The sequence below is a fragment of the Mesorhizobium album genome, from assembly GCF_033977205.1.
Classification (GTDB): domain Bacteria; phylum Pseudomonadota; class Alphaproteobacteria; order Rhizobiales; family Rhizobiaceae; genus Mesorhizobium; species Mesorhizobium album.
In genome coordinates this window covers 28,909-54,862 of sequence record NZ_JAVIIW010000022.1, presented here as the reverse complement: position 1 = coordinate 54,862, position 25,954 = coordinate 28,909, and the positions used below count along the sequence as shown (strand labels likewise).

Annotated in this window: 26 protein-coding genes; 16 read left to right on the top strand and 10 right to left on the bottom strand. The window is 64.0% G+C overall.

Annotated features, from left to right (window positions below):
* Genes RFN28_RS19165 through hisB form a run of 4 tightly spaced genes read right to left on the bottom strand, consistent with a single transcriptional unit; the run spans position 1 to position 2,023 of the window.
* The gene (locus RFN28_RS19165) at positions 1–291 is read right to left on the bottom strand and encodes a DUF1330 domain-containing protein (RefSeq protein WP_040972857.1); all 291 of its coding nucleotides are present in this window, start codon (positions 289–291) and stop codon (positions 1–3) included.
* A gap of 2 nt (positions 292–293) precedes the next feature.
* Positions 294–944, bottom strand: a complete 651-nt coding sequence (gene hisH / locus RFN28_RS19160; RefSeq protein ID WP_320288888.1) for an imidazole glycerol phosphate synthase subunit HisH — start codon at positions 942–944, stop codon at positions 294–296.
* Between the two features lies 1 nt (position 945).
* Positions 946–1,419: a DUF2628 domain-containing protein gene (locus RFN28_RS19155; protein ID WP_320288887.1), complete on the bottom strand. Its 474-nt coding sequence runs from the start codon at positions 1,417–1,419 to the stop codon at positions 946–948.
* Positions 1,420–1,423: 4 nt separating this feature from the next.
* Positions 1,424–2,023, bottom strand: a complete 600-nt coding sequence (hisB, locus tag RFN28_RS19150; protein ID WP_320288886.1) for an imidazoleglycerol-phosphate dehydratase HisB — start codon at positions 2,021–2,023, stop codon at positions 1,424–1,426.
* 217 nt (positions 2,024–2,240) lie between these two features.
* Here hisB and hslV point away from each other — a divergent pair, with 217 nt between their 5' ends.
* The 5 genes from hslV to RFN28_RS19125 all read left to right on the top strand — a co-directional run bounded on the left by hslV (position 2,241) and on the right by RFN28_RS19125 (position 6,503).
* On the top strand, positions 2,241–2,792 hold the full coding sequence (hslV, locus tag RFN28_RS19145) for an ATP-dependent protease subunit HslV (protein WP_320288885.1): 552 nt from the start codon (positions 2,241–2,243) through the stop codon (positions 2,790–2,792).
* A 75-nt stretch (positions 2,793–2,867) separates the two neighbouring features.
* A complete protein-coding gene (locus RFN28_RS19140) occupies positions 2,868–3,392 on the top strand; it encodes a GNAT family N-acetyltransferase (RefSeq protein ID WP_320288884.1) in 525 nt (174 codons plus the stop codon).
* A gap of 4 nt (positions 3,393–3,396) precedes the next feature.
* Positions 3,397–3,996, top strand: a complete 600-nt coding sequence (locus tag RFN28_RS19135; RefSeq protein ID WP_320288883.1) for a DUF2585 domain-containing protein — start codon at positions 3,397–3,399, stop codon at positions 3,994–3,996.
* A gap of 5 nt (positions 3,997–4,001) precedes the next feature.
* Positions 4,002–5,315 carry an ATP-dependent protease ATPase subunit HslU gene (hslU, locus tag RFN28_RS19130; protein ID WP_320288882.1) on the top strand — a complete coding sequence of 438 codons (1,314 nt, stop codon included), beginning with the start codon at positions 4,002–4,004 and terminating at the stop codon, positions 5,313–5,315.
* A 228-nt stretch (positions 5,316–5,543) separates the two neighbouring features.
* Positions 5,544–6,503 (top strand): DUF1402 family protein, encoded by a 960-nt coding sequence (locus RFN28_RS19125; RefSeq protein ID WP_320288881.1) that lies wholly within the window; start codon positions 5,544–5,546, stop codon positions 6,501–6,503.
* An 18-nt stretch (positions 6,504–6,521) separates the two neighbouring features.
* Here RFN28_RS19125 and RFN28_RS19120 read toward each other — a convergent pair whose 3' ends face one another.
* From RFN28_RS19120 to RFN28_RS19105, 4 genes are read right to left on the bottom strand one after another with little or no spacing between them, the layout of a single operon-like run.
* On the bottom strand, positions 6,522–7,331 hold the full coding sequence (locus RFN28_RS19120) for a 3-methyl-2-oxobutanoate hydroxymethyltransferase (RefSeq protein WP_320288880.1): 810 nt from the start codon (positions 7,329–7,331) through the stop codon (positions 6,522–6,524).
* Between the two features lie 36 nt (positions 7,332–7,367).
* Positions 7,368–8,597, bottom strand: a complete 1,230-nt coding sequence (locus tag RFN28_RS19115) for an NAD(P)/FAD-dependent oxidoreductase (RefSeq protein WP_320288879.1) — start codon at positions 8,595–8,597, stop codon at positions 7,368–7,370.
* A 5-nt stretch (positions 8,598–8,602) separates the two neighbouring features.
* The gene (locus RFN28_RS19110; protein ID WP_071100904.1) at positions 8,603–8,917 is read right to left on the bottom strand and encodes a MocE family 2Fe-2S type ferredoxin; all 315 of its coding nucleotides are present in this window, start codon (positions 8,915–8,917) and stop codon (positions 8,603–8,605) included.
* 46 nt (positions 8,918–8,963) lie between these two features.
* Complete coding sequence (locus RFN28_RS19105) at positions 8,964–10,070, bottom strand: fatty acid desaturase family protein (protein ID WP_320288878.1); 1,107 nt, start codon at positions 10,068–10,070, stop codon at positions 8,964–8,966.
* Positions 10,071–10,246: 176 nt separating this feature from the next.
* On the opposite strand from RFN28_RS19105, the gene RFN28_RS19100 reads away from it, so the two are divergent.
* The 7 genes from RFN28_RS19100 (at position 10,247) to RFN28_RS19070 (ending at position 18,222) form a co-directional block, all read left to right on the top strand.
* Positions 10,247–11,278 carry a LacI family DNA-binding transcriptional regulator gene (locus RFN28_RS19100; RefSeq protein ID WP_320288877.1) on the top strand — a complete coding sequence of 344 codons (1,032 nt, stop codon included), beginning with the start codon at positions 10,247–10,249 and terminating at the stop codon, positions 11,276–11,278.
* 369 nt (positions 11,279–11,647) lie between these two features.
* Positions 11,648–12,589 carry a sugar ABC transporter substrate-binding protein gene (locus RFN28_RS19095; RefSeq protein WP_320288876.1) on the top strand — a complete coding sequence of 314 codons (942 nt, stop codon included), beginning with the start codon at positions 11,648–11,650 and terminating at the stop codon, positions 12,587–12,589.
* 182 nt (positions 12,590–12,771) lie between these two features.
* Positions 12,772–13,848 carry an ABC transporter permease gene (locus tag RFN28_RS19090; protein ID WP_320288875.1) on the top strand — a complete coding sequence of 359 codons (1,077 nt, stop codon included), beginning with the start codon at positions 12,772–12,774 and terminating at the stop codon, positions 13,846–13,848.
* A 2-nt stretch (positions 13,849–13,850) separates the two neighbouring features.
* Positions 13,851–14,621: an ATP-binding cassette domain-containing protein gene (locus RFN28_RS19085; protein WP_320288874.1), complete on the top strand. Its 771-nt coding sequence runs from the start codon at positions 13,851–13,853 to the stop codon at positions 14,619–14,621.
* Positions 14,622–14,703: 82 nt separating this feature from the next.
* A complete protein-coding gene (iolG, locus tag RFN28_RS19080; protein WP_320288873.1) occupies positions 14,704–15,696 on the top strand; it encodes an inositol 2-dehydrogenase in 993 nt (330 codons plus the stop codon).
* Positions 15,697–16,074: 378 nt separating this feature from the next.
* The gene (locus RFN28_RS19075) at positions 16,075–16,869 is read left to right on the top strand and encodes an SDR family oxidoreductase (protein ID WP_320288872.1); all 795 of its coding nucleotides are present in this window, start codon (positions 16,075–16,077) and stop codon (positions 16,867–16,869) included.
* 261 nt (positions 16,870–17,130) lie between these two features.
* The gene (locus tag RFN28_RS19070) at positions 17,131–18,222 is read left to right on the top strand and encodes a 3-deoxy-7-phosphoheptulonate synthase (protein WP_320288871.1); all 1,092 of its coding nucleotides are present in this window, start codon (positions 17,131–17,133) and stop codon (positions 18,220–18,222) included.
* Between the two features lie 25 nt (positions 18,223–18,247).
* Here the strand turns inward: RFN28_RS19070 and RFN28_RS19065 are convergent, their stop codons facing one another.
* Positions 18,248–18,883: a LysE family translocator gene (locus RFN28_RS19065; protein WP_320288870.1), complete on the bottom strand. Its 636-nt coding sequence runs from the start codon at positions 18,881–18,883 to the stop codon at positions 18,248–18,250.
* 125 nt (positions 18,884–19,008) lie between these two features.
* On the opposite strand from RFN28_RS19065, the gene RFN28_RS19060 reads away from it, so the two are divergent.
* A complete protein-coding gene (locus RFN28_RS19060) occupies positions 19,009–19,710 on the top strand; it encodes a helix-turn-helix transcriptional regulator (RefSeq protein WP_320288869.1) in 702 nt (233 codons plus the stop codon).
* 12 nt (positions 19,711–19,722) lie between these two features.
* Here RFN28_RS19060 and RFN28_RS19055 read toward each other — a convergent pair whose 3' ends face one another.
* Positions 19,723–20,832 (bottom strand): Gfo/Idh/MocA family protein, encoded by a 1,110-nt coding sequence (locus RFN28_RS19055; protein WP_320288868.1) that lies wholly within the window; start codon positions 20,830–20,832, stop codon positions 19,723–19,725.
* Positions 20,833–20,988: 156 nt separating this feature from the next.
* Between RFN28_RS19055 and RFN28_RS19050 the strand changes: the two genes are divergently transcribed.
* The 3 genes from RFN28_RS19050 to iolD all read left to right on the top strand — a co-directional run bounded on the left by RFN28_RS19050 (position 20,989) and on the right by iolD (position 25,810).
* Positions 20,989–21,834: a MurR/RpiR family transcriptional regulator gene (locus RFN28_RS19050; protein ID WP_320288867.1), complete on the top strand. Its 846-nt coding sequence runs from the start codon at positions 20,989–20,991 to the stop codon at positions 21,832–21,834.
* A 155-nt stretch (positions 21,835–21,989) separates the two neighbouring features.
* On the top strand, positions 21,990–23,924 hold the full coding sequence (locus RFN28_RS19045) for a bifunctional 5-dehydro-2-deoxygluconokinase/5-dehydro-2-deoxyphosphogluconate aldolase (protein ID WP_320288866.1): 1,935 nt from the start codon (positions 21,990–21,992) through the stop codon (positions 23,922–23,924).
* A gap of 35 nt (positions 23,925–23,959) precedes the next feature.
* Entirely contained in the window at positions 23,960–25,810 is a 1,851-nt protein-coding gene (gene iolD / locus RFN28_RS19040) for a 3D-(3,5/4)-trihydroxycyclohexane-1,2-dione acylhydrolase (decyclizing) (RefSeq protein ID WP_320288865.1), read from the top strand.
* Positions 25,811–25,954: the final 144 nt, after the last annotated feature.

Genomic DNA, 25,954 nt, shown 5'->3' with positions numbered 1-25,954 from the left:
TCAGGCGCCCTCGACGATGACGAAATGGCCGGTTGACGCGGCCAGCCGGAACTTCAAGGCTTCCTGGTACTCCGGCGACTCATAACAGGCGAGCGCCGTTTCGTAGGACGAAAACTCCACCACCACATGGCGGTTCCCCGTCGGCCCCTCAGGATTTGTGTAGCGTCCCGCCCGCACCGGAAACTTGGCGCCGTATTTGGCGAAGGCTTTTGCGTTGGCCTCGATGTAGTTCTTGTAGGCGCCCGGGTCGCGGACATCGATCATGGCGATCCAATAGCCCTTCTTGCTCATGCCTAGGGCCTCCACTGCAGGAAATTGGTGATCAGCGCCAGGCCCAGCGCCTGGCTTTTCTCCGGGTGGAACTGCGTGCCGGCGAGGTTGTCGCGGGCAACCGCGGCCGTTACCGGTCCGCCATAGTCGGCTGTCGCCAGCACCTCGTCAGGGTTCTTCGACTCAAGATGGTAGGAGTGGACGAAATAGGCATGCAGCCCTTTCGGACCGGTCTCGATGCCCGAAAACAGCGGATGCCTGCGCTTGAGCTCGATCGTGTTCCAGCCGATCTGCGGGATCTTCAGCGCCGAATCCTTCGGCGTGATCTCCTTGACGTCGCCCGCGATCCAGCCGAGGCCCCTGGTGATCGTCTTCTCCAGGCCGCGCTCCGACATCAATTGCATGCCGACGCAGATGCCGAGGAACGGCCGTCCTTTGCGAAGAGCCACCTCTTCCACCGCTTCCCACATGCCGGCGACGGCATGCAGTCCGGCGGCGCAGTCGGCGTAGGCGCCGACGCCCGGCAGCACGATGCGGTCGGCGCTGCGCACCCGTTCGGCATCGGCCGTGAGATCGATGATCGCGGCAATGCCGGCCTCATGCGCGGCGCGCTCGAAGGCCTTGGTGGCCGAGCGCAGATTGCCCGAGCCGTAGTCGATGATGGCAACCCGCATGTCAGGGCCTTCCGGGCGTATGCGTCAGTCCAAGCGCCATGCCTGTCTGGGCGGGGCGCGCCTGGCTCGTATCGGGAACGATGCGCGGCAGGGGCTCCGGTTCGTCGCCGCCTTCGCCGATTTCCAGAACATGGCGAATCTCGGCGTCGCCGAGGCTGCCGGCCTCGACCACGCCCCATTCGCGCCAACCGCGGCGGCGCAGCGCCGAGATGCGCAGCCCCTGGCCTTCGAGCCCGACATAGAGCGAAACCAGCAGCGAAAGCGCCGATCCGGCTCCTTCCTGCCCCAGTCTTTCGCCGAGCGCCGACAGGATCGCCATGACCACGAAGGTGAGCAGGGCCTCGATCCAAAGCCGGTGCCAGGCGAGCCAGACCGGCGGGACCAGGAAACCAAGCCAAGTGAAGCCGTCGCGCACGAAAGTCGCTTCGGCTTCTCGGCCGCCTGCCGGCGGCTCCATCACGACATAGCTGGCCATAGGGTTATCCTTTCAGGGATCCCTTGGTGGACGGCACCGCATCCGGCTGGCGCGGATCGGGCTCCAGCGCGGCGCGCAGCACCCTGGCCACCGCCTTGAAGCAGGTCTCGGCGATATGATGGTTGTTGGCGCCGTAGTGGTTGGTCACATGCAGCGTAACGCCGGCATTCTGCGCCAGCGCCTGGAAGAACTCGCGCACCAGCTCGGTGTCGAACGTGCCGATCTTGGGCGACGAGAAGGAAACATTCCAGACCAGAAAAGGCCGGCCGGAGACATCGATCGCCGCCCTGGTCAGCGTCTCGTCCATGGCAAGGTCGATCGAGGCATAGCGCATGATGCCGCGCCGCTCGCCCAGCGCCTTGCCCAGCGCCTGGCCGATCGCGATGCCGGTGTCCTCGACCGTGTGGTGGTCGTCGATATGCAGATCACCCTTGGCCTTCACCGTCATGTCGATCAGCGAATGGCGCGACAGCTGGTCGAGCATATGGTCGAAAAAGCCGACGCCGGTCGAAATGTCGGATTTGCCCTTGCCGTCGACATGGACCGAAACCGAGATCTCGGTTTCCTTGGTCTTGCGGCTGATTTCGGCGGAACGGGGCGGCATAATTTAAGTCCTTGCGGTCCTTGTCCCGTGGCACGGGCTTGAAAACGAGAGCCTTCTATCAGCATGATCCGGCGATTGCCAGTTGCCTTTCCTGGCGGTATCGGCTTGCCGGGAGCACGGTTTGCAATCACTCGCCCCATGCATACATATGGCAATCAAAAGTCACTCGTAGCGCGCCGATCGCCTTTCAAAGGGATAGCGCGAATCGGAGCACCAAATGTCGAATGAACCGACCATGCACGCCACGACCATCGTCAGCGTGCGCAAGGGCAACAAGGTCGTGATCGCCGGCGACGGCCAGGTCAGCTTCGGCCAGACCATCATGAAGGGCAACGCCCGCAAGGTGCGCCGCATCGGCAAGGGCGGCAGCGTCATCGCCGGTTTTGCCGGCGCCACCGCCGATGCCTTCACCCTCCTGGAGCGGCTCGAAGCCAAGCTCGAACAATATCCAGACCAGCTGACACGCGCCTGTGTCGAGCTCGCCAAGGACTGGCGCACCGACCGCTATCTGCGGCGGCTGGAGGCGATGATGCTGGTGGCCGACAAGTCGATCTCGCTGGCGCTGACCGGCACCGGCGACGTGCTCGAGCCCGAATATGGCGTCATGGCCATCGGTTCCGGCGGCAATTATGCGCTGGCCGCGGCCCGCGCGCTGATGGACACCGACAAGGACGCCGAGGAGATCGCCCGCAGAGCAATGCAGATCGCGGCCGATATCTGCGTCTACACCAACAGCAACTTCGTCGTCGAAACGCTCGATGCTGCTTGAGGCAAATCCTGACCATGGTCTCCAAAAGTGGGAACCGGCTTTTTTACTTCGCTGACCTCCGGTTCGGAAAAGATCATGGTCGAACAGGAAGATAGCTACGATTTTCGGCCGGTCACCGAGAAGGACCTGCCGATGATCGCACGTTGGTTGGCCGAGCCGCATATCGCCGAATGGTGGGACGATCCGAAAAAGGAGATCGCCGAAATCCGCGAGCACATCTCGTCGGTTTCGGTGGAGCCGCTGATCGTCGAGCTCGACGGCAGGCCGATCGCCTACCTGCAAAGCTACGATCCGCATCTCGAGGACGATCATCCCTATGCCGACCAGCCGTTCGGCACGCTAGGCATCGATCTGTCGATCGGCCCGCCAGAGCTGGTCGGCATCGGCCATGGCTCGGCGATCGTCCGCCAGTTTGTCGAGGAACTGTTCGAGGAAGGCGCGCCACGCGTCATCATCGATCCGCATCCGGAGAACGGCCGCGCCATCCGCGCCTATGAAAAAGCCGGCTTCAGGCCGATCGGCCGCAGGCATTCGCAATATGGGGACGTCGTGCTGATGGCCGTCGATGCGGCCGAAGCCGAGATGGAAGAGGGGAACTGACCAGATGACCGCATCCGGGGAAGACAAGACGCTTTCTGCCTATGAAGACAGCTGGCGCATGGGGCTGCTTCTCGTGCTCGCCATGGTCATCTTCCAGGCCGGAGCGCTCTACGGCATGGGGCACCCGCCGATCTGCACCTGCGGCTATGTCAAGCTCTGGCACGGCGTGGTGAACAGCTCGGAGAATTCCCAGCATATCGCCGACTGGTACTCCTTCTCGCACATCATCCACGGTTTCCTGTTCTATGCGCTGGCGCGGTTCCTGTTCCCGCGCTCGCCGGTCGGGCTGCGGCTTGCCTTCGCCGTCCTCATCGAGGGCGGCTGGGAGCTGCTCGAAAACAGCCCCTTCATCATCGACCGCTACCGCTCCGGCACTATCTCTCTCAATTACTACGGCGACAGCGTCATCAACTCGGTGTCCGACACCCTCTTCATGGTGCTGGGATTTGTGATGGCGCGAAAGCTTCCTATATGGGTGATTGTCGCTCTGGCGCTCATTTTCGAGTTCGGCACGGGCTACATCATCCGGGACAATCTGACGCTCAACGTGATCATGCTGCTGCATCCGTTCGAGTCCATCAAGCAGTGGCAAAGTGGAATTTGAGTGGTATGAGCACCTTCTCCCCCCGCGAAATCGTTTCGGAACTCGATCGCTTCATCATCGGCCAGAAGGACGCCAAGCGCGCCGTGGCCATAGCCTTGCGCAACCGCTGGCGCCGCCAGCAGCTGGAAGGCCAGATGCGCGAGGAGGTGATGCCGAAGAACATCCTGATGATCGGCCCGACCGGCGTCGGCAAGACCGAGATCTCGCGCCGCCTGGCGCGGTTGGCCGGCGCACCCTTCGTCAAGGTCGAGGCCACCAAGTTCACCGAGGTCGGCTATGTCGGCCGCGATGTCGAGCAGATCGTGCGCGACCTTGTCGAGGTCGCCATCGGCCTGACGCGCGAGAAGATGCGCGAGGACGTCAGGGCGCGCGCCCAGGTCAATGCCGAGGAAAGGGTGCTGGAAGCCCTCGTCGGCAAGACGGCGAGCCCGGCCACGCGCGACAGCTTCCGCAAGAGGCTGCGCGATGGCGAGCTCGACGACAAGGAGATCGAGATCGAGGTGGCCGACACCGGCACCGGCGGCATGCCCGGTTTCGAGATCCCCGGCATGCCCGGCGCCAATATCGGCGTGCTCAACATCAACGACATGCTGTCGAAGGCGATGGGCGGCCGCCGGACCAAGGCCCGCAAAACCACGGTGCGCGATTCCTATACGCTTTTGGTCAATGACGAATCCGACAAGCTGCTCGACCAGGACGAGGTGGTGCGCCGTGCGCTGGAATCGACGGAAAATGACGGCATCGTCTTCCTCGACGAGATCGACAAGATCGCCTCGCGCGAGGGCGGCATGGGCGCCGGCGTTTCACGTGAGGGCGTGCAGCGCGACCTGCTGCCGCTGGTCGAAGGCACGACGGTCGCGACCAAATACGGGCCGGTCAAGACGGACCACATCCTGTTCATCGCCTCAGGCGCCTTCCATGTCTCCAAGCCCTCGGACCTGTTGCCGGAGCTCCAGGGCCGCCTGCCGATCCGCGTCGAGCTGCGCGCGCTGGAGAAGGAGGATTTCGTCCGCATCCTCACCGAGACCGAGGCCAGCCTCATCAAGCAATACATCGCGCTGATGAAGACCGAAGGCGTCGATCTCGTCTTCACCGACGACGCCATCGATTCGCTCGCCGGCATTGCCGTCGATCTCAACGCCAGCGTCGAGAACATCGGCGCCCGGCGCCTGCAGACGGTGATGGAGCGGGTGCTGGACGAGATTTCCTACGACGCTCCGGACCGCCACGGCACGGCGGTCACCATCGATGCCGATTATGTGCAGAAGCATGTCGGAGATCTGTCGCGCAACACCGACCTGTCTCGGTTCATCCTCTAAAAGTAAGCCCGGGCGATGTGTGGCCAGACGGTACCATCTGGCCACCTTTCGTTCCGGCGCAAGCTAGCCCTGTCTCGACTCTCTGGCCCGCTTTACCTAGTTTGCCGCCGATTCCTGGGAGCAGTTCCCGGAAAAGTGCCTAGCGGTTTTCCGTCAGGAATTGCATAAACAAATGATTGGAGCGGGTCGGCTTTCATTGATGGCTGAGCTGCTCCAGAGCGGCGGCGCATGAAGAAACGCGTACTTCTCCTTGTTGGCCTGGCATTAGCGGCGGCGGTGGCGAGCGCCGATGCCGCAACCATGGTGCCGCCGGGCAACCGCAACAGCGTGCAGCCGGATATTCCCGGTGCGTCCAGCCGGCGCACCCAGGCCACCAACACCACCTTCCAGGCCAAGTACCGCAAGGTCTATGCGCTGTTGCAGAACGACGCCGAGCTTCGCGCCAAGATCAAGAAGGCGGCGGCGGCCTACGGCATCGATCCGATGCACATCGTCGGCGCCATCGTCGGCGAGCACACCTACAATGTCGACGCCTACGACCGGCTGCAGACCTATTACGTCAAGGCGATCTCCTACCTGTCGAGCAAGCTCACCTTCGCCTATGACGGCGAGGACGTGAGCGATTTCGTGCAACGGCCGGAATTCAAGAAATGCGCCGGCAAGGACGACAGTTACGATCTCTGGGAATGCCGCGAGCAGGTCTGGAACCGCTCCTTCCGCGGCAAGACGGTCGACGGAACAAGCTTCCCCAACGACCGCTTCGGCGCCACCTTCTTCCAGCCCTACTATGCCGGCCAGACCTTCGGCCTCGGCCAGCTCAACCCGCTGACGGCGCTGCAGATGAGCGACCTCGTGCACAAGGTCTCCGGCCTGCCCGAGCTCGACGTCAAGGACCCCAACACGGTCTACAAGACCATCATGGATCCGGATCTCACGCTGCCTTACGTCGCCGCGACCATCAGGAAGTCGATCGACGCCTACAAGAGTATCGCCGGCTTCGACATCTCGCACAATCCGGGCCTGACGGCCACGCTCTACAATGTCGGCAATCCCGAGCAGCGCGCCTATGCGCTGAAGGAGGAGAACGAGAAGCGCCGCGCTGCCGGGGAACCTGAAAAGCTGCCGGAAGAGAACTATTACGGCTGGCTGATCAACGACAAGCTGGACGAGCTGAGGGCGCTGTTCTAGCGGCTTGAATTCGACCGCTCAGTAGCCTTCCGAAGCCAAGAACACCTCGAACTTGCGCAATTCCTCCGGATCAGCCTCGACCATGTGGCGCGGCTCCGGATAGGCGCCCGACTGGATGTCGTCGGCATATTCGCAGAAGGCGGCGATGCGCTCGTTCTGCAGCCGGTCGAATTCCGCCGCGAAGTCGCGGTAGCGCTTGGCATGGCGCGGGTAGCGGCCGCGATTGGTGCCGAGCACGTCTTCCGAGAACAGATATTGCGCATCGCAGCCGGCGCCCGCGCCCATCGAGATCATGATCAGCGGCGTGCGCCTGGAGATCGCGCTTGCGACGCCAGCCGGCACCACCTCGATCTCGGCGGCGAAGGCGCCGGCGGCTTCGAGGTCCTTGACCTGCTTCCACACGAAGGCGGCACTCTCGGCCGTCTTGCCGACCGCCTTGAAGCCGCCCGTCCAGGTCGCATGCGCGGGGATCAGGCCGACATGGCCGCAAACCGGGATGTGTTCGTCGCGCAGCCGGCGGATGGTCTGCAGACTGGCCGAGCAATACATGGCGTCGGCGCTGGCGGCGCGCAGCTTCACCGCCATGCGCAGGATCTCGTCGGTGGTGGCGCCCAGCTTGATGCGTTCGTCGCCGGGAATGGCAAAGCAGGTGGGCGCGGCGTCGCGGAAACGCGGATCGAACATCACATCGTAAGTGACCGAGATGATGTCGATGCCCGCGTGCTCTGCGGCCTCGGCCTCTTCTAGCGAAAAGACGCGCAGCTTCGAAAGCTGGCGCTTGCCCTTCAGCGCCTGCAGATCGGCGACGGTCGGTCTGTTGCGTGCCATATCCCTGATCCCCACAATGCCGGTTAGATTGGCGGACTATGCCGCCAGCAGCGACTTCAGCTTGACCGCTTGCGATCCCAGCGCCTCGGGCGCCGGCGTAGCCTTTCTGGCGATCAGCATTTCCGCCAGACGGATATCGCGCGCCACCGCATTGCCGGGGCCGATGCCGCTCGCGGCGACCAGCCTTCCGTCTTCCGCCAGATGGAACAGGATGAAGGCATTGTCATCGAGGTCGCGCCGCACCGTCGAGCGCCCTTCGTCCGAAAGCCCGGCGATCTGCAGCGTCAGCCCGTACTGATCCGACCAGAACCACGGGACAGCGGCATGCGGCTCATCGGCGCCCAGCATGTTCTTCGCGGCGAGCGCGCCCTGTTCCTGCGCGTTGCGCCAGGCCTCCAGCCGCACGCGCCGGCCGCCATAGATTGCCAGCGGGAAGGAGCAGCAGTCGCCGGCGGCGAAGACGTCCGGATCCTCGGTGCGCAGCGTGCCATCGACGGCGATGCCGTTGTCGATCGCCAGGCCCGCTTCGGCGGCAAGCGTCGTCACCGGCACGGCACCGATGCCGATCACCGCGAGATCGGCGACGATCTCCTGCCCGTCGGCAAGCGTGATGCAAACCTCGGCGCCGTCATCGGCGATCGCGGCGACGCCCTGGCCGGTGAGCACTTTCGCGCCTTCAGCCTCATGCGCCTTGTGGATGATTTCCGCGATTTCGGCCGGCACGCCGCGCATCAGGATGCGCGGCTGCGCCTCCAGCACCGTAACCGCGGCGCCGAGCTTGCGCGCCGAAGCGGCAAGCTCGAGGCCGATGAAGCCGCCGCCGATGATGGCGACGCGGTTGCCGGCGCTGAGGTGGGCGCGGATGGCGAGCGCGTCGTTGAAGGTCCGGAGATAAACGCAGCGGCCGCCCAGGCCCGGCATCGGCAGCTTGCGCGGCACGGACCCGGTCGCAAGCAGCAGCTTGTCATAGGCAAGCGAAGAGCCGTCCGACAGGCGCACGATTTGCGCGGCGCGGTCGATCGCCACGGCCCGGACGGAATGGATATGGCGGATCGAGCGCTCGGCCAGCAGCTCGTCGCTGGCGATCGCCTTGATCAGCGGCGCCTCGCTGGTCATCGCCTCTTTCGACAGCGGCGGCCGCTCATAGGGCAGATGCGGCTCGTCGCCAACCAGCGTCACCGGCCCTTCGAAACCGAGGTCGCGCAAGGTGAGCGCGGCGCGCCCGCCGCATTCGCCGGCGCCGATGATGACCATTCCTCCCGCCATCGCCGTCACCCGACCTGAATGAGGACTTTGCCGGCGTCGACCTTGACCGGATAGGTCTTGAGGTTGACGCAGACCGGCGCGCCGCGCGCGTCGCCGGTCTTGTAGTTGAACCGGCCATTGTGCTTCGGGCATTCGATGATGTCGTCCATCACCAGCCCATCGGCCAGATGTACTTTCTCGTGCGAGCACAGGCCGTCGGTCGCGAAATATTCGTCCTCCGGGCTGCGATAGATGGCGTAGGTGCGGCCGGCGTGATCGAACCGCATTACATCCTCTTCGTCGATGTCTCCGGCCGCGCAGGCCTCGACCCAGTCGCTCATGTCGTCCTCCGGCGAAATTCTTCGTTGTCGGTTGTGTCGGGACCGGTCACTCGGCCGCAGCCGCTGCCGGATTGTCGTTGTGCAGCTCTTCCCGATAGGGTTTTGCCGTCGGCGGCAGCTCGCGCTTGATGAAATAATCCTCGTTGCGGAGCTGGCGCAGGAAGGCGGGGATCATCTCGCGGTAGCCGGCCAGGATCGACGGCGTCGGCGCCGGCAAATCGTGCTTGATCAACTCATGCAGCTTCGGCAGCGCGTGATAGGGCACCATCGGGAACATGTGGTGCTCCACATGGTAGTTCATGTTCCAGTAGATGAACCGGCTGATCGGATTCATGTAGACGGTGCGGCTGTTCAGGCGGTGGTCAATGACATTGTCGGCCAAGCCGCCATGCTGCAGCAGACCGGTCATGACGTGATGCCAGGCGCCATAGAGGCGGGGCAGGCCGACGAGCATCAGCGGCAGCCATGAATGCAGATAGAGCGCCAGCGCGATGGTCGCGACATAGATGGCCAGCCAGATGCGGGCGGCGCGGATGGCCTTGGGCTGCTCCTGTTCGGGAATGAAGGTTTTCTCCGCGGCGCTGATGACACCGGCGGCGTTGCGCACCATGTCGGTCATCGCGTGCCAGACGTCGAGGATGCCGAAGAAGTTCAGGACCAGGCGCACAAGGTCCGGCGGCCGCATGACGGCGATCTCCGGGTCGCGGCCAACGATGATGGTGTCGGTGTGGTGGCGCGTGTGGCTCCAGCGCCAGGTCACCGGATTGCGCATGATCATGAAGCAGGCGATCTGGTAGACGGCATCGTTCATCCACTGGGTGCGGAAGGCCGTGCCGTGCCCGCATTCATGCCAGCGGGAATCGGTCGAGGAGCCGTAGAGCACGCCATAGACGAAGAAGAACGGCACGCACCACCAGCTGCCCCAGAACCAGGCGCCGCCGGCGCCGCTGAGGATCAGCACGGCGAGCCAGATGATGGTGTCGCGGATCGCCGGCTGGTCGGAGCGCTGCATCAGCTCCTTCATCTGCTTGCGTGGGATGTCGGTATGATACCACTCGGCCGCCGACAGCCCGTTCTCGACCGCAAGCCGGGCGTCGCGGCCGGTCAGGCTGTAGTCGCGTCCGGACGGTGCCGGAGACGTGATTGCCGTCATTGCGGGTTCCTCCATCAGCACCTGGCGAATGGGCCCTTGGCATGCCGCGGATCGCCTGTGGCTGGCTTCGACTTCACCATAGCGCCAAGCCATGATAGTCTCAACGTCACAAAGATAGTTTCTATCATTTCCTATCAGGATGAGTTATTCTGAGTCGGGCAAGCGATGGAGCATTCATGGCAAAGCGGCCGACCATTACTGATCTCGCGCGCGTCTCCGGCTTCAGCGTCGCCACCGTCGACAGGGTGCTGAACAACCGCCTGCCGGTGCGCGAGGAAACGGCGCGCCGTGTCTACGAGGCCGCGACCGATATCGGCTATCACGCCGCCGGTCTGATCAAGCAGCGCATGCGCCAGGAATTGCCGGAATACCGCCTCGGCTTCCTGCTCCTGCGCGGCAATGATGTCTTCTACGGCGATTTCGCGCGGGAGCTGGAGCTTGCAGTCGAGCAGTCGCAGCGCTTCCGCGGCGTCGCGACGGTCGACTTCGCCGCCTCGCTGGCGCCCGACGAGATCGCCGTCCAGATGCGCAAGCTGGCGGCGAAATCCAGAGCCATCGCCGTGGTCGGCCCGGACCATCCGACGCTGACAGCGGTGGTGGAGGCGCTAAAGGCGCGAGGGCAGCCCGTCTTTTCGCTGCTGTCCGACTTCGCTGCCGGCATCCGCGAGGGCTATGTCGGGCTCGACAACCGCAAGGTTGGGCGCACCGCGGCCTGGATGATCGCCAAGGCGGCCAGGACGCCCGGCAAGGTCGCGCTCTTTGTCGGCAGCCACCGCTTCCATGGCCACGAATTGCGCGAGATCGGCTTCCGCTCCTATTTCCGCGAGCATGCGCCGGATTTCACGGTGATGGAGACGCTGGTCAATCTGGAAGCCAACCAGGTGACGCATGATGCGATGCTCGATCTTCTGGCCCGGCATGCGGACCTTGCCGGCTGCTACGTCGCCGGCGGCGGCATGGAGGGCGCGGTCGCGGCTCTGAGGGAGGCGCGGCCAGCCAACATGCCGGTGGTGATCTGCAACGAGATCAACGCCGAGTCGCGCGCAGCACTTGCCGACAACATCCTCACCATGGTGATCTCGACACCGCTGGCGGCGCTCTGCCGCGAACTTGTCGGGCTGATGGCGCATGCCATTGAGAGCGGCGCCGCCAATGCGCCCGGGCAGACCTTTCTGCCTTTCGACATCTATCTGCCGGAAAACATCTGAGCCGCCGCCCGCCGAAATGATGTGATCCATCAGACTGATGGAATCCTTTCGCGGCGGGAATCCGCCCGGGATTCCGCTGCAGGACGCTCGCGTCCCCGGCCACGGAGGGCGCCGCACGCCTGTCGAGATCGAAAAACCGGCATGTCCATTCCGAATCTCCCTTGACGGCCGCAAGCGAAATGGAATAAATATTTCATCAACTGGGTATTTTGGTTCTTTCGTTCCGGAACATCTGTTTCAAACGGGGAACCGGGCGTTCCATTGTGTGAGGAAAACGCCGCCGGAAAGGCCGTAGGGAGAGATTCCCCGGAGAGATCGGGGATTCCGGTTCAATCGGTGCAGCCGGACACCATGTGGAGGAGAAATAAAATGAAGAAACTGCTTTTGGGCGTCGCGCTTTCGGCGCTGATGTGTTCATCCGCCTTTGCCGCCAAGATCGGCGTTTCGATGGCCCTTTTCGACGACAACTTCCTGACCGTGCTGCGCAACGGCATGATCGCGCAGGCCAAGGGCATGAGCGGCGTCGAGCTGCAGGTCGAGGACGCGCAGAACGACGTGGCCAAGCAGCTCGACCAGATCAAGAACTTCGCCGCCTCGGGCGTCGATGCCATCATCGTCAACCCTGTCGACACCTCGGCCACCCAGGCGATGTCGGATGCGGCCGCCGCGGCCAAGATCCCGCTGGTCTATGTCAATCGCGAGCCGGTCAATGTCGACAAGCTGCCCGACAACCAGGCCTTCGTCGCCTCGAACGAGGCCGAATCCGGCACGCTCGAGACCAAGGAGGCCTGCCGCCTTTTCAAGGAAGCCGGCAAGAAGGAAGCCAATGTCTACGTGATCATGGGCGAGCTTTCCAACCAGGCCGCCGTGCAGCGCACCAAGGACATCGAAGAAGTCATCAGCACGCCCGACTGCAACTTCATCAAGATCATCGACAAGCAGACCTCGAACTGGAAGCGTGACGAAGCGCAGAACCTGATGACCAACTGGCTGTCGTCCGGCAAACAGTTCGACGGCGTCATCGCCAACAACGACGAAAGCGCCATCGGCGCCATCCAGGCGATCAAGGCCGCCAACATCGACATGAAGTCGGTCGTGGTCGGCGGCGTCGACGCCACCCAGGATGCGCTTGCCGCGATGCAGGCGGGCGATCTCGACGTAAGTGTCTTCCAGGACGCGGCCGGCCAGGGCGCCGGCGCGCTCGACGCGGCGCTGAAGCTCGCCAAGGGCGAGAAGGTGGAACACAAGGTCTATATCCCCTTCCAGCTCGTGACGCCGGCGAACATCGACAAGTTCCTGAAGAAGAACTGAGGCCGCGCCAACGCAGTTCCAGGAAAGGCTTCCCGTACGGAATTGCGTGAAGACAAACCCTGGAGCGGCGCTCCGACGCATCGGACTGGCTGAAACCGGCTGCTGACAGAGCGGCGCCGCTCCCGACCTTCTCCCGCTCCACCGGGCGGGAGAGCGGGCGCGGTCATTCGGAGGAAGAAGACGTGTCACAGACATCGCATGGCATTGGCGGCTTGAGTTACGACGCCAAGAAGCGCCCCTGGCCTGCCGAGTTCAACGTGTTCCTAGCGCTCGTCATCCTGGTCGGCGCGTTCGAAGTGATCGGCCGCGTATTCCTCGGCGACAGTTTCCTGTTCAACACCCGCGAGAATGTCACCGGCATCTTCAACGAGCAGCGCCTGCAGATCATCATCCTGCAGGTGTCGATCGTCGGCATCATCGCCATCGGCGTCACCCAGGTCATCATCAGCGGCGGCATCGACCTGTCCTCGGGCTCGATCGTCGGCGCCACCGCCATGATCGCCATGAGCTTTGCCCAGGTGGCGACCGTCAACGGCAATCCCAACCCGAAGGCGATGTTCATCGCCTATGGCTGGACCGACCTGCCGGTCATCGTGCCGCTTCTGGTCGCCGTCGGCTGCGGTCTTATCGCCGGCCTGATCAACGGCTCCTTGATCGCCTACACCCGCATTCCGCCCTTCATCGCCACGCTCGGCATGATGGTCACCGCGCGCGGCATCGCCAAATGGTGGTCGAAGGGCCAGCCGATCTCTTTCCCGACCGACAGCTTCGCGGCCATCGGTAAGGGGCTGATGCCGGTCATCATCTTCATTTCGCTGGCGATCCTGTTCCAGCTCATCCTGAGCTACACCAGATACGGCAAGCACTGTTACGCGATTGGTTCCAACGAGGACGCCGCGCGCATGTCCGGCATCAAGATCGCCAACCACAAGGTGCTGGTCTATGTGATTGCCGGCATCCTCGCCTCGATCGCCGCGGTGGTTCTCTCATCCAAGAACCTCACCGCCCAGGCCGGCATGGGCGTGATGTACGAGCTCGACGCGATCGCCATGGCGGTCATCGGCGGCGTCTCGCTGTCGGGCGGCCGCGGGTCTATCATAGGCACCGTGATCGGCTCGCTGATCTTCGGCGTCATCATCTCCGGCTTCACCTTCCTGCGCCTCGACGCCTACTACCAGGAGATGGTCAAGGGCGTGATCATCGTCGGCGCAGTCGTTCTCGATCAATGGCGCCAGCGCCGCCGGGCGATAGGAGCTTGACCATGTCAGACATCGTTCTGAAGACCGAAAACCTCACCAAGCACTATGGCGGCGTGCACGCGCTGCAGGAGGCGAATTTCGAGCTGCGCAAGGGCGAGCATGTCGCCATCATGGGCGATAACGGCGCCGGCAAATCGACCTTCGTGCGCCAGATCACCGGCGTCGAGCAGCGCACCGACGGCAAGATCTGGTTCGACGGCAAGGAAGTGAACTTCGCCGGACCGATCGAGGCGCGCGAAGCGGGCATCGAGACCGTGTTCCAGAACCTTGCGCTGGCCGACGACCTCGACGTGCCGTCGAACCTGTTCCTCGGCCGCGAGAAGGTGCTGTTCAACCTCGGCCCCTTCTCGATCCTTGACCGCAAGGCCATGCGCAAGGCGACCGAGGCAGCACTTGTCCGCACGGCGGTGAAGATACCCAACCTCTCCAGCACCATCCGCCACATGTCGGGTGGCCAGCGCCAGTGCGTGGCGATCGCCCGCACAGCGACCTTCGCTTCCAAGCTGATCATCATGGACGAGCCGACGGCCGCGCTCGGCGTGCAGGAGACGGCGCAGGTCGAAAACATCATCCGCACGCTCAAGGAAAACGGCGAGCCGCTGATCCTGATCAGCCACAACATGCGCCAGGTATTCGACCTGGTCGACCGCATCGTCGTCTTCCGCCGCGGCCGCATCGTCGCCAACCTGCGCAAGCAGGATACCGACGGCAACGACATCGTCGCCTACATCACCGGCGCCAAGACCGGACAGGCGGAGCTTAAGGCCGCCTGACAGGGCGCCACGACGGGATCAACCAAATCGTCCGCGCCGGCAGGCGCGGACATGTTTTAAAACCACCCTCGAAGGACATTCCATGACTCTCCGCTTCGCTCTTCTCGGCGCCGGCCGTATCGGCAAGGTGCATGCCCGCGCCGTTGCCTCCAACCCGCAGGCCAAACTGGTGGCCGTGGCCGACGCCTTCGAGAAAGCGGCAACGGAGCTCGCCTCCGCCTATGGCGCCGAGGTGCGCACGATCGATGCCATAGAGCAGGCCAAGGACATCGATGCCGTCATCATCTGCACGCCGACCGACACCCATGCGGACCTCATCGAGCGCTTCGCCAAGGCCGGCAAGGCGATCTTCTGCGAGAAGCCGATCGACCTCGACGTCAAGCGCGTCGAGCAGTGCCTTGCCGTGGTCGAGAAGGCCAACGCAACGCTGATGGTCGGCTTCAACCGCCGCTTCGATCCGCATTTCGCCGCGGTCCGCAAGGCGATCGACGACGGCGCCATCGGCGCGGTCGAGATGGTCACCATCACCTCGCGCGATCCTGGCGCTCCACCGCTCGAATACATCGCTCGCTCGGGCGGCATTTTTCGCGACATGACCATCCATGATTTCGACATGGCGCGCTTCCTGCTCGGCGAGGAGCCAGTTGCCGTCAGCGCCCATGCCTCGGTACTGGTCGACAAGAAGATCGGCGAAGCCGGCGATTTCGACTCGGTCAGCGTCATCCTGGAAACGGCCTCGGGCAAGCAGGCCGTCATCTCCAATTCGCGCCGCGCCACCTATGGCTACGACCAGCGCATCGAGGTGCATGGCTCCAAGGGCATGGTCGCGGCCGAAAACCAGCGCCCGGTGTCGATCGAGCTCGCCAACGACAAGGGCTATACGCGCCCGCCGCTGCACGATTTCTTCATGACCCGCTACATCGACGCCTATGCCAACGAGATCGCGGCTTTCATTGCCGCGGCGACTGCCGGCAAGAAGGCGGCGCCGAGCGGCAAGGATGGGCTGGTCGCCTTGAAGCTGGCCGACGCGGCCTTGCAGTCGGCGAAGACGGGCAAGACTGTCCGCGTCGAGTAATTCGGTGAGGCGAATGTTTTGAGGACGGTCAGGTTGCCAGTCTCCCAGGCCTGGCGATTAGTCGCAACACCCATCGCATCGTCATCCTGGGGCGGAGCAAGGAGCGAAGCGACGCGGCGCAGACCCCAGGATCCATGCCGTTACATCAGAACGATGCTAACGGTGCAGAAATTCTGCTTCGCTGCCTTCTTCGGCCGGGGTCACGGCATGGATCCTAGGGTCTCCGCGACGGAGCTTCGCTCCTGCTTCGCCCTAGGATGACGAAGTTGAGGACGCTTCGACCAAGTTCTTAACGTTGCGACAAGGCGCCGAAGAAACCGATCGGAACCTCAATGAATCTCGGAAAACCATTGGTTATCAAAACACAGGAGCAGAGCGATGAACGGTTTGGCCGGTCGCAACTCAGAAACGCGCGCCATCGTCACCGGCGGCGCGCAAGGCATCGGCTTCGCCGTTGCCGAGGCGTTGGTCGACGAGGGCTGCCGGGCGCTGGCGCTGATCGGCCGCTCGCAGGAGAAGGGCGACAAGGCAGTCGCCGCGCTGAAGAAGAGCGGCGTTGACGCCATCTTCATCAGCGCCGACGTCGCCAAGGTCGCCGACTGCAAGCGTGCCGTCGCGACCGCGCTCGGCCATTTCGGCACGCTGAACGCGCTGGTCAACGCCGCCGCCACCTCGGCGCGCGGCTCGCTGGTGGAAACCACCGAGGAGCTTTTCGACCAGATCTTCGACACCAACGTGCGCGGACCCTTCTTCCTGATGCAGAGCCTCGTCGCGCATCTTCTGGAGCGCAAGGCGCCAGGCTCGATCGTCAACGTGCTGTCGATGTCGGCGCATGCCGGCCAGTCTTTCCTGACGCCCTACTCGACCAGCAAGGGCGCGCTGATGACGCTGACCAAGAATGTTGCGAGCTCGTATCGGCGGAACCGCATCCGCTGCAACGCCGTGCTGCCTGGCTGGATGGACACCGAAGGCGAGGCGATCGTGCAGAAGAAGTGGCATGACGCGCCGGACGACTGGCTGGCAAAGGCCGAGGCCGCCCAGCCGATGGGCCAGCTTGTGAAGCCGGCCCAGCTTGCCCGGCTGATCACCTATATGCTGAGCCCGCAAGCCGGCGTCATGACCGGCTCACTGGTCGACTACGACCAGAACATCGCCGGCGTGATCGGCGAATAGAGCAATTCCAGGAAAAGTGTGAAGCGATTTTCCGTCCGGAATTGCGCAAACAAAGAGAGAGTGACAAGCGCCCCGGCATCGACTATATGAGCCGCATGATCCACCTGACCGCCTCGTTTTGGTACTTTTATTACGACAGCTCGCTGGCGGCGGGAGGATTGCGCTCGATCTGAAGATTGCAGCAGCTAAATCCGAAAAGCCGCCAGACCTGGCGGCTTTTTCGTTTCAGCCGGCAGGTCTCCTAACCAGGAGCAGAAAGCCGTGTTGACTACCACAGACGACCTTCGGGTCAAGGAACTCAAAGTCCTGAGCACGCCGGACGAGGTGATGCGCGAGATACCGCGCTCACTGACGACGACGCGCACCGTTGCCGCTTCGCGCAACGCCATCCATTCCATCCTGACGGGGGCCGACGATCGACTGGTAGTCATCGTCGGCCCTTGTTCCATCCACGACCCGGTCGCCGCCGTGGACTACGCCAGCCGTCTGGCGGCGCTGCGCGAGGCCCTGGCGGACCGGCTCGAGATCGTCATGCGCGTCTATTTTGAGAAGCCGCGCACCACGGTCGGCTGGAAGGGCTTGATCAACGACCCCGACCTCGACGGCAGCTTCCACATCGACAAGGGGTTGCGCATGGCGCGCAACGTGCTTTCCGCCGTCAACAATCTCGGCCTGCCGGCGGCGACCGAGTTCCTCGACATGACGACGCCGCAATATATCGCCGACCTTGTCGCCTGGGGCGCCATCGGCGCGCGCACGACCGAAAGCCAGATCCACCGCGAGTTGGCCTCGGGCCTCTCCTGCCCGGTCGGCTTCAAGAATGGCACCGACGGCAATCTGCGCATTGCCGGCGAAGCGGTGAAGTCGGCCGCCCAGCCGCATCATTTCATGGCGGTGACCAAGGGCGGCCGCAGCGCCATTGCGGCGACCACCGGCAATGAGGATTGCCACGTCATCCTGCGCGGCGGTGTCGTGCCGAACTACGATGCGGCAAGCGTCGACGCCGCCGCCGCCGAGCTCGGCCGCATCGGTATCGCGCCGCGCCTGATGATCGATGTCAGCCACGCCAACAGCGGCAAGAAGCCGGAGAACCAGCCCAAGGTCGCGCATGACGTGGCGGGGCAGGTCGCCGCGGGCGACGAGCGCATCATCGGCGTCATGATCGAGAGCAATCTCGTCGCCGGCCGCCAGGACGTGGTACCCGGCAAGCCGCTCACCTACGGCCAGAGCATCACCGACGGCTGCATCGACTGGGCGACCACCGAGACGGTGCTGCACGGCCTTGCCGGCGCCGTCGAATGGCGCCGCTCGGTGAAGCGCGAAATGTTGGCAGCCAGACAAGGCGCCGCCTGAGCCGAGTCATGGAAGGGGGCGGTAATCACGCCGCCCTCAGCCCTTCCCATGCGGTGAACACCGAGACGGCAAACAGCAGCAACCCGGCCGCGCGGACGGCAACAACCGTCGCCTGCGGATTGCCGACCAGCAGCGCCCGGCTGCGGCCGGCGGTGATGGCGAGCCCGCCATAGATTCCCGCCTGCATGGCGACGGTCAGCAGCCCCATGATTGTCGCCTGCATCCAGATCGGACCATAAGCCGGCTTCAAGAACTGCGGATAGACGGCAAGGATGAAGAGATATGCCTTGGGGTTGATCAGGCAGGTGACCAATCCCTGGCGAAAGGCCTTCCAGGCGGAGCGGCTGCCGGTGAGCCCATCGTCGCCGACAGTGATCGAGCTGCGCATCAGCGAAATGCCGATATAGGCCATGTAGGCGGCGCCGGCGATCAGCAGCGGCTTGAACAGGATTGGCACGAAATGCATGAGCAGGCCGACGCCGATCGCGCCGTTCAGCGTATGCACCGCGCCGCCCAGCATGATGCCGGCGGTCGCGGCCAATCCTCTGTTGCCGCCACCGGTCAGCGCATTAGCCAGCACGAACAGCATGTCCATGCCCGGCACAGCGATGATGCCGACCAGCAGGATGAAGAAGAGCCAGAGGTTTTCTGTGTAGTTCATGTCAGTTGCCTGCCTCCTCGTCAGCCAGGGCGAGAAGGAATCTGTTGATTTTCAAACGCGTAGGCGGCCCTATAGGCCACCCAACTGACGGGGGTGTGTCAGTTGCGTTTCGGCCGGGTGAGGAAATGCGCAAGGCGTCGCGCCTGTTCGAGATCATCCAGATCCTGCGGCTGGCCAGGAAACCGGTCACCGCTGCGACGATCGCCGAACAGCTGGAAGTGACGGTGCGCTCGGTCTATCGCGACATTGCGGCACTGCAGGCGATGCGGGTGCCGATCGAGGGCGGGCGCGGCATCGGCTACATCCTGCGTCCCGGCTTCGACCTGCCGCCGCTGATGTTCTCGATCGAGGAGATGGAGGCGATCGTGCTGTCGCTGGCGCTGCTCGAGCGCACCGGCGATGACGAGCTCAAGCAGGCGGCAAAACGCGTCGGCGCCAAGATCGCCGGCGCGGTGCCGCCGCCCTTGCGGCAGACCCTCGACGCCAACGCGCTGCATGCCTGGGGATTTGCAGCGCCTTCGGCCTCGGCGGTCGATCTGGCGCTGGTGCGCCGCGCCATCCGTGACGAGGAAAAGCTGGACCTTGCCTATCGTGACGAAGCAGGCCGCGACACAAAGCGCATCATCCGACCGATCGCGCTGATCTACTATGCCGAGAGCGCCAACATCGTCGCCTGGTGCGAACTGCGCCAGGCCATCCGCAACTTCCGCAGCGACCGCATCCAGGACTGCCAGCCGGCCGGCCTTTGGTTCAAAGGTGACGGCGACCGCCTGCGGCAGATCTGGGTGGACGGCTGGGAGATCAATAGCCCGGCCGCCGGCACGTGACGCGTCGCAGGCCTACCGTACATCCATCCAGCGCTGTTCCTGGAACGAGCACGCCATCGCATGCACCGTGCGCTCGATCTCCAGCCCTTCGTCGAAGTCGATGATCCGTGCCGGCTTGCCGGCAATCCGCATCAGCACCTCGCGGCACTCGATCATCTTGAGGTCGTTGAAGCCGAGGCCATGGCCGGGCGCAGGCAGGAAGGAATCGTAGGGCTTATGATGCGGCGCCACCAGGATGGTGCGATAACCCTGCTCGGTCGGCCGGTCGGCGGTGAGGTAGAGCTGGAACTCGTTCATCCGCTCCTGGTCGTAGAGGATCGAGCCCTTCGAGCCAAAGATCTGGATGGCGATGCGCCCCTTGCGGCCCCAGGCTGAACGGCTGACCAGCAGCGTGCCGGCGACGCCGTTCTCGAGATGCATCAGCACGCTGGCGATGTCGTAGGTTTCGACCGCGCGGCGCCCGCCGGAAGCGACACGCCGGTCGGCATAGGGCTTCGCCATGTCGCACATGACGCAGGCGACGCGGCCGAACAGCACCTTGATCAGTGACAGCGGATGGACGGCGAAATCGTCGAGCGCGCCGTAGCCTGAAGCCGCCTCATGCTTCCAGAAGAACAGCGCCTCCGGATCGGCCATGAAATCCTCGTCCATCTCGATACGCACGAGATTGACGTCGCCGATGATCTTTTCCTCGAGCAGCGCGCCGATATGGCGGATGGCCGGATTCTGAATGTAGTTGTAGCCGAGCGCTGCCACCTTGCCGGATTTCGTGGCCGCCTTCGCCATCGCCTCGGCCTCGGCGAAACTTGGCGCCATCGGCTTCTCGCACCACAAATGTTTGCCGGCTTCGAGGATGGCGATCGCCATTTCCGGATGGAACTGGTTGGGCGTGGTCAATGAGACGACATCGACCTCAGGATCGTTCACCACCGCGCGCCAGTCGCCGGAACCCTTGGCGAAGCCGAATTCGCCGGCCTTGCGCTTTGCGAGCTCGTCATTGACCTCGCCCAGATGCACCAGTCTCGGCTTCTCGACATCGGGAAAGACTGTGCCGACAGCGTTCCAGGCGATGGCGTGGCACTTGCCCATGAAACCCGTGCCGATGAGGCCCACTCCGACCATGTCGATTGTCTCCGCGATAGGGGAATGTTCGTGTGGATGAGTTAATCCATTTTTCCCAGGAATGGAACGTCCAAATCATTTTTTATGGTGTTCTTGCGCGAAACCGCTATGATGAGGCAGGAGAGGGACACCAGTATGGCCGTGGGCGGAGCGACGATGGACGAACGGGTGCCTCGCGATTTCGAGACGTTGCGCGCAACGATCCTGGACCGGCGCGCGAGCCTGCCCAAGCGCATCGCCCAGATCGCCGCCTATGCGCTCGACAATCCCGACGACATCGCCTTCGGCACGGCGGCGAGCATCGCGGCCTCGGCCGGTGTCCAGCCCTCGACGCTGATCCGTTTCGCCCAGCAGCTCGGCTTCGACGGCTTCACCAGCCTGCAGCAGGTGTTTCGGGAACGTCTGCGCGAACGCACTTCTTCCTATGACGAAAGGCTGGCGGCACTGCGCGCCAAGGCCGAGGAAGGTGGCGGCCACCGCGCGATCTTCGACGGGTTCGTCGCCGCGGCCAGCACCTCGCTCAGCGACATTTCGCGCTCGTTGAACGATGCGCATTTCGAGGAAGCAATCACGCTTCTGGCTAAAGCCGAGACAATCTATGTGCTGGCCAAGCGCCGCTCCTATCCGGTCGCCTCCTACATCGCCTACGCACTGGGCAAGCTCAAGATCCGCAACCAGCTGGTGGAATCGGCGGCGGGGCTCAATGCCGAGATGATCGGCTTCGCCACGCCGCGCGACGCCGTCATCGCCATCAGCTTCTCGCCTTACGCTCCCGCGACCATCGAGGAGACGCGCGCGATCGCCGAGCAAGGCGTGCCGATCGTCGCCATCACCGACAGCTCGTTTTCGCCGCTGGCCCAGTTCGCCAAGGTCTGGTTCGAGGTGGCGGAAGCCGATTTCGGCGGCTTCCGTTCGATCTCGGCGACCATGGCGCTCGCCATGGCGCTCACCGTCGCCGTCGGCGAGAAGCGTCGCGACGCCGGCCGCAAGCGCAAGGCCTGAGCAGACCGAACAGGCAGTTTTTCCATCCGGGAATGCTCATTCCATATTGACTATGGATTGGAATTATTATTTCATATTGACGGCGCCACGATGCCGTTCGCGCGTGCTGCCCAAAACGACGCTGCTCTGCACAACAAGGCCGATGGGAGGTTCGAATGGGCGAAGCCGTGGAAGCAAAATATCCGCCGCTCGACGTCATCACGATCGGCCGCGCCTCGGTCGATCTCTACGGCCAGCAGATCGGCTCGCGGCTGGAGGACATCACCTCCTTCGCCAAGTCGGTCGGCGGCTGCCCGGCCAATATTTCCGTCGGCACGGCAAGACTCGGCCTGCGCTCGGCGCTGCTCACCCGCGTCGGCGACGAGCAGATGGGCCGCTTCATTCGCGAGCAGCTCAGACGTGAGGGCGTCTCGGTCGACGGCCTGAAGACCGACAAGGAGCGCCTGACCGCGCTGGTCCTGCTTTCCGTCGAGGACGAAGGCGTCTCGCCGATGATCTTCTATCGCTCCGACTGCGCCGACATGGCGCTTGCGGAAGAGGACATTGACGAAGCTTTCATCGCGTCGGCGCGCGCGGTCGTCGTCACCGGCACGCATTTCTCGCGGCCCAATTCGGACGCCGCGCAGCGCAAAGCTATCCGCCTGATGAAGGCCAGGGGCGGCAAGGTGGTGTTCGACATCGACTATCGCCCGAACCTCTGGGGGCTCGCCGGCCATGCCGAAGGTTTCGAGCGCTACGTCAAGTCGGACCGCGTCTCGGCGCAGCTGCAGACGGTGCTGCCGGATTGCGATCTCATCGTCGGCACCGAGGAGGAGATCATGATCGCGTCGGGCGCCGACGATTGCCTCAGCGCATTGAAGACAATCCGCTCGCTGTCCGCGGCCACCATTGTGCTGAAGCGCGGCGCCAAGGGCTGCATCGTCTATGACGGCCCGATTAGCGACAACCTCGAGGACGGCATCGTCGGCCAGGGTTTTCCGATCGAGGTCTACAACGTGCTCGGCGCCGGCGACGCGTTCATGTCGGGCTTCCTGCGCGGCTGGCTCGGTGGCGAAAGTTTTGCGACGGCGGCAACCTGGGCCAATGCCTGCGGCGCCTTTGCGGTGTCGCGCCTGCTCTGCGCACCGGAATATCCGACCTTCGAGGAACTGCAGTTCTTCCTGAAGCATGGCAGCAAGCATCTGGCGCTGCGCAAGGACGAGGCGATCAACCACATCCATTGGGCCACCACGCGCCGGCGCGATATCCCGTCGCTGATGGCGCTTGCCTGCGACCACCGCGTCCAGCTGGAAGATGTCGCGGCCAGGGTCGGCGCCGATGTTTCGCGCATCCCCGACTTCAAGGTGCTCACCGTCAAGGCGGCGGCAAAAGTCGCTGCCGGCCGCGATGGTTACGGCATGCTGATCGACGAGAAATATGGGCGCGACGCGATGTTCGAATTCGCTCGCCATTCCTTCGCTTGGCTCGGCCGTCCGGTCGAATTGCCTGGATCGCGGCCGCTGCGCTTCGAATTCTCGCAGGACATTGGCTCGCAGCTGATCGAATGGCCGGTCGACCACTGCATCAAATGCCTGTGCTTCTACCATCCGGACGATCCGGAGGCGCTGAAGGCCGAGCAGCAGCAGAAGCTGCGGGCCCTGTTCGAGGCGGCACGAAAAGTCGGCCGCGAACTGCTCGTCGAAATCATCGCCGGGAAGCACGGCAAGCTCGACGACACCACCATTCCGCGCGCGCTCGAGGAACTCTATGCGCTGGGCATCAAACCCGACTGGTGGAAGCTCGAGCCGCAGGCTTCCGCCAACGCCTGGGCGAAGATCGAGCAGGTGATCGTCAAAAACGATCCTTGGTGCCGCGGCGTCGTGCTGCTAGGCCTGGAGGCGCCGCAGGACGAGCTGGTCGCGGCCTTTGCCGCCACCGCGAATGCGCCGATCGTCAAGGGATTTGCCGTCGGTCGCACCATCTTCATCAACGCCGCCGAACAATGGCTTGCCGGCAGGATGTCGGATGACGAGGCTATCGCCGACATGGCCTCGCGCTTCGAGCAGCTGACCGAGGCATGGCTTGCCGCGCGCGGCCGCAAGGCCGCATAACAAGACGGCACAAGGAAAGCCGGAGGAAACGACCGATGACCAAGACCGTTCGCCTGACGATGGCGCAGGCGCTGACCCGCTTTCTCAGCCGGCAGATGACCGAAATCGACGGCAGAAACGTGCCGATCTTCGGCGGCGTCTGGGCGATCTTCGGCCACGGCAATGTCGCCGGCGTCGGCGAGGCGCTCTATCAAGTGCGCGACGAGCTGCCGACCTTCCGCGCCCACAACGAACAGGCGATGGTGCATGCCGCGATCGCCTATGGCAAGGCGAATTTCCGCCGCCGATTCATGGCGGCCACCACCTCGATCGGCCCGGGCGCGCTGAACATGGTGACGGCGGCCGCCCTTGCCCATGTCAACCGACTGCCGGTGCTTCTGCTGCCCGGCGATGTCTTCGCCAACCGCTTGCCAGACCCGGTGCTGCAGCAGGCCGAGGATTTCTCAGACGGTACGGCGAGCGTCAACGACTGCTTCCGCCCCGTGTCGCGCTATTTCGACCGCATCACGCGGCCGGAACAGATCATCCCGGCGCTGAACCGGGCCATGCAGGTGCTGACCGATCCGGCCGAATGCGGCCCGGTCACGCTCTCGCTCTGCCAGGACGTGCAGGCCGAGGCCTATGACTATCCCGAGAGCCTGTTTGCCGAGCGCGTCTGGACGCCGCGCCGGCTGCGCCCGGATCGCCACGAGTTGGCGGCCGCCGTCGCGGCGCTGAAGGGCGCCAAGAAACCGCTGGTGATCGCCGGCGGCGGCGTCCTTTATTCGCAAGCTTCGGGCGAGCTGGCGAAGCTGGTGCAAGGCGCCGGCATTCCCGTCTGCGAGACTCAAGGGGGAAAATCCTCGCTCCCCGACGATCATCCGCTCAACATGGCCGCGGTCGGCGTCACCGGCACCTCCGCCGCCAACCGACTGGCGGAAGAGGCGGATGTCGTGCTTGCCGTCGGCACTAGGCTGCAGGATTTCACCACCGGGTCCTGGGCGCTGTTCAAGAATGCGGGTCGTACGATCATTGGCCTGAATACCCAGGTCTTCGATGCCGGCAAGCACTGGGCGCTGCCGCTGGTCGCCGACGCCGCCGAAGGGCTTGCCGAGCTCAATGCCGCGCTGAAAGGCTGGAAGGCGCCGACGGCCTGGACCGACAACGCGCTGAAGGGCAAGACGGAATGGCAGGCGGCCGCCGCCAAGGTGACAGCCTCGACCAACGCCGCCTATCCGTCGGACGCGCAGGTGATCGGCGCCGTGCAGCGCGCGATGGGCTCGGGCGTCACCTTGCTGCATGCCGCCGGCGGCCTGCCGGGCGAATTGCACAAGCTCTGGCAGGCGGGCGCGCCGGGCTCCTACCATGCCGAATACGGCTTCTCGACCATGGGTTACGAGATCGCCGGCGGGCTTGGCGTCAAGATGGCGAAGCCCGACCAGGAGGTCGTCGTCATGGTTGGCGACGGCTCCTATCTGATGCTCAATTCCGAGATCGCCACATCGGTGATGCTGGGCTTGAAGCTCACCATCGTGCTCCTCGACAACCGCGGCTATGGCTGCATCAACCGGCTGCAGATGGCGACCGGCGGCGCCAACTTCAACAATCTCCTGAAGGACGCCCGCCACGAGGTGATGCCGGACGTCGACTTCGCCGCGCATGCGGCAAGCCTTGGCGCCGTCGCCGAGAAGGTGGCGTCGATCGCCGAATTGGAGACAGCGCTGGCCAAGGCAAGAGGCAACGACAAGACCACCGTGCTGGTCATCGACACCGATCCGCTGCTCTCGACCGAAGCCGGGGGCCATTGGTGGGATGTCGCCGTGCCGGAAGTCTCGTCGCGTAGCGAAGTGAACGCCGCGCGCAAGGCGTATGAGGACAAAAAGCAGATGCAGAGCATCGGTGATTGAAGCCGGCGCTGCCAACCCCCCTACCTCCTCTTTGTGGGGAGGTCGGACCGAAGGTCCTCCGGGTGGTGGTCGGCGCCGCACCCCCACCCCGCTGCTTCGCAGCGACCCTCCACAAGGGGGAGGGTAGGAACGAACCTGACACTG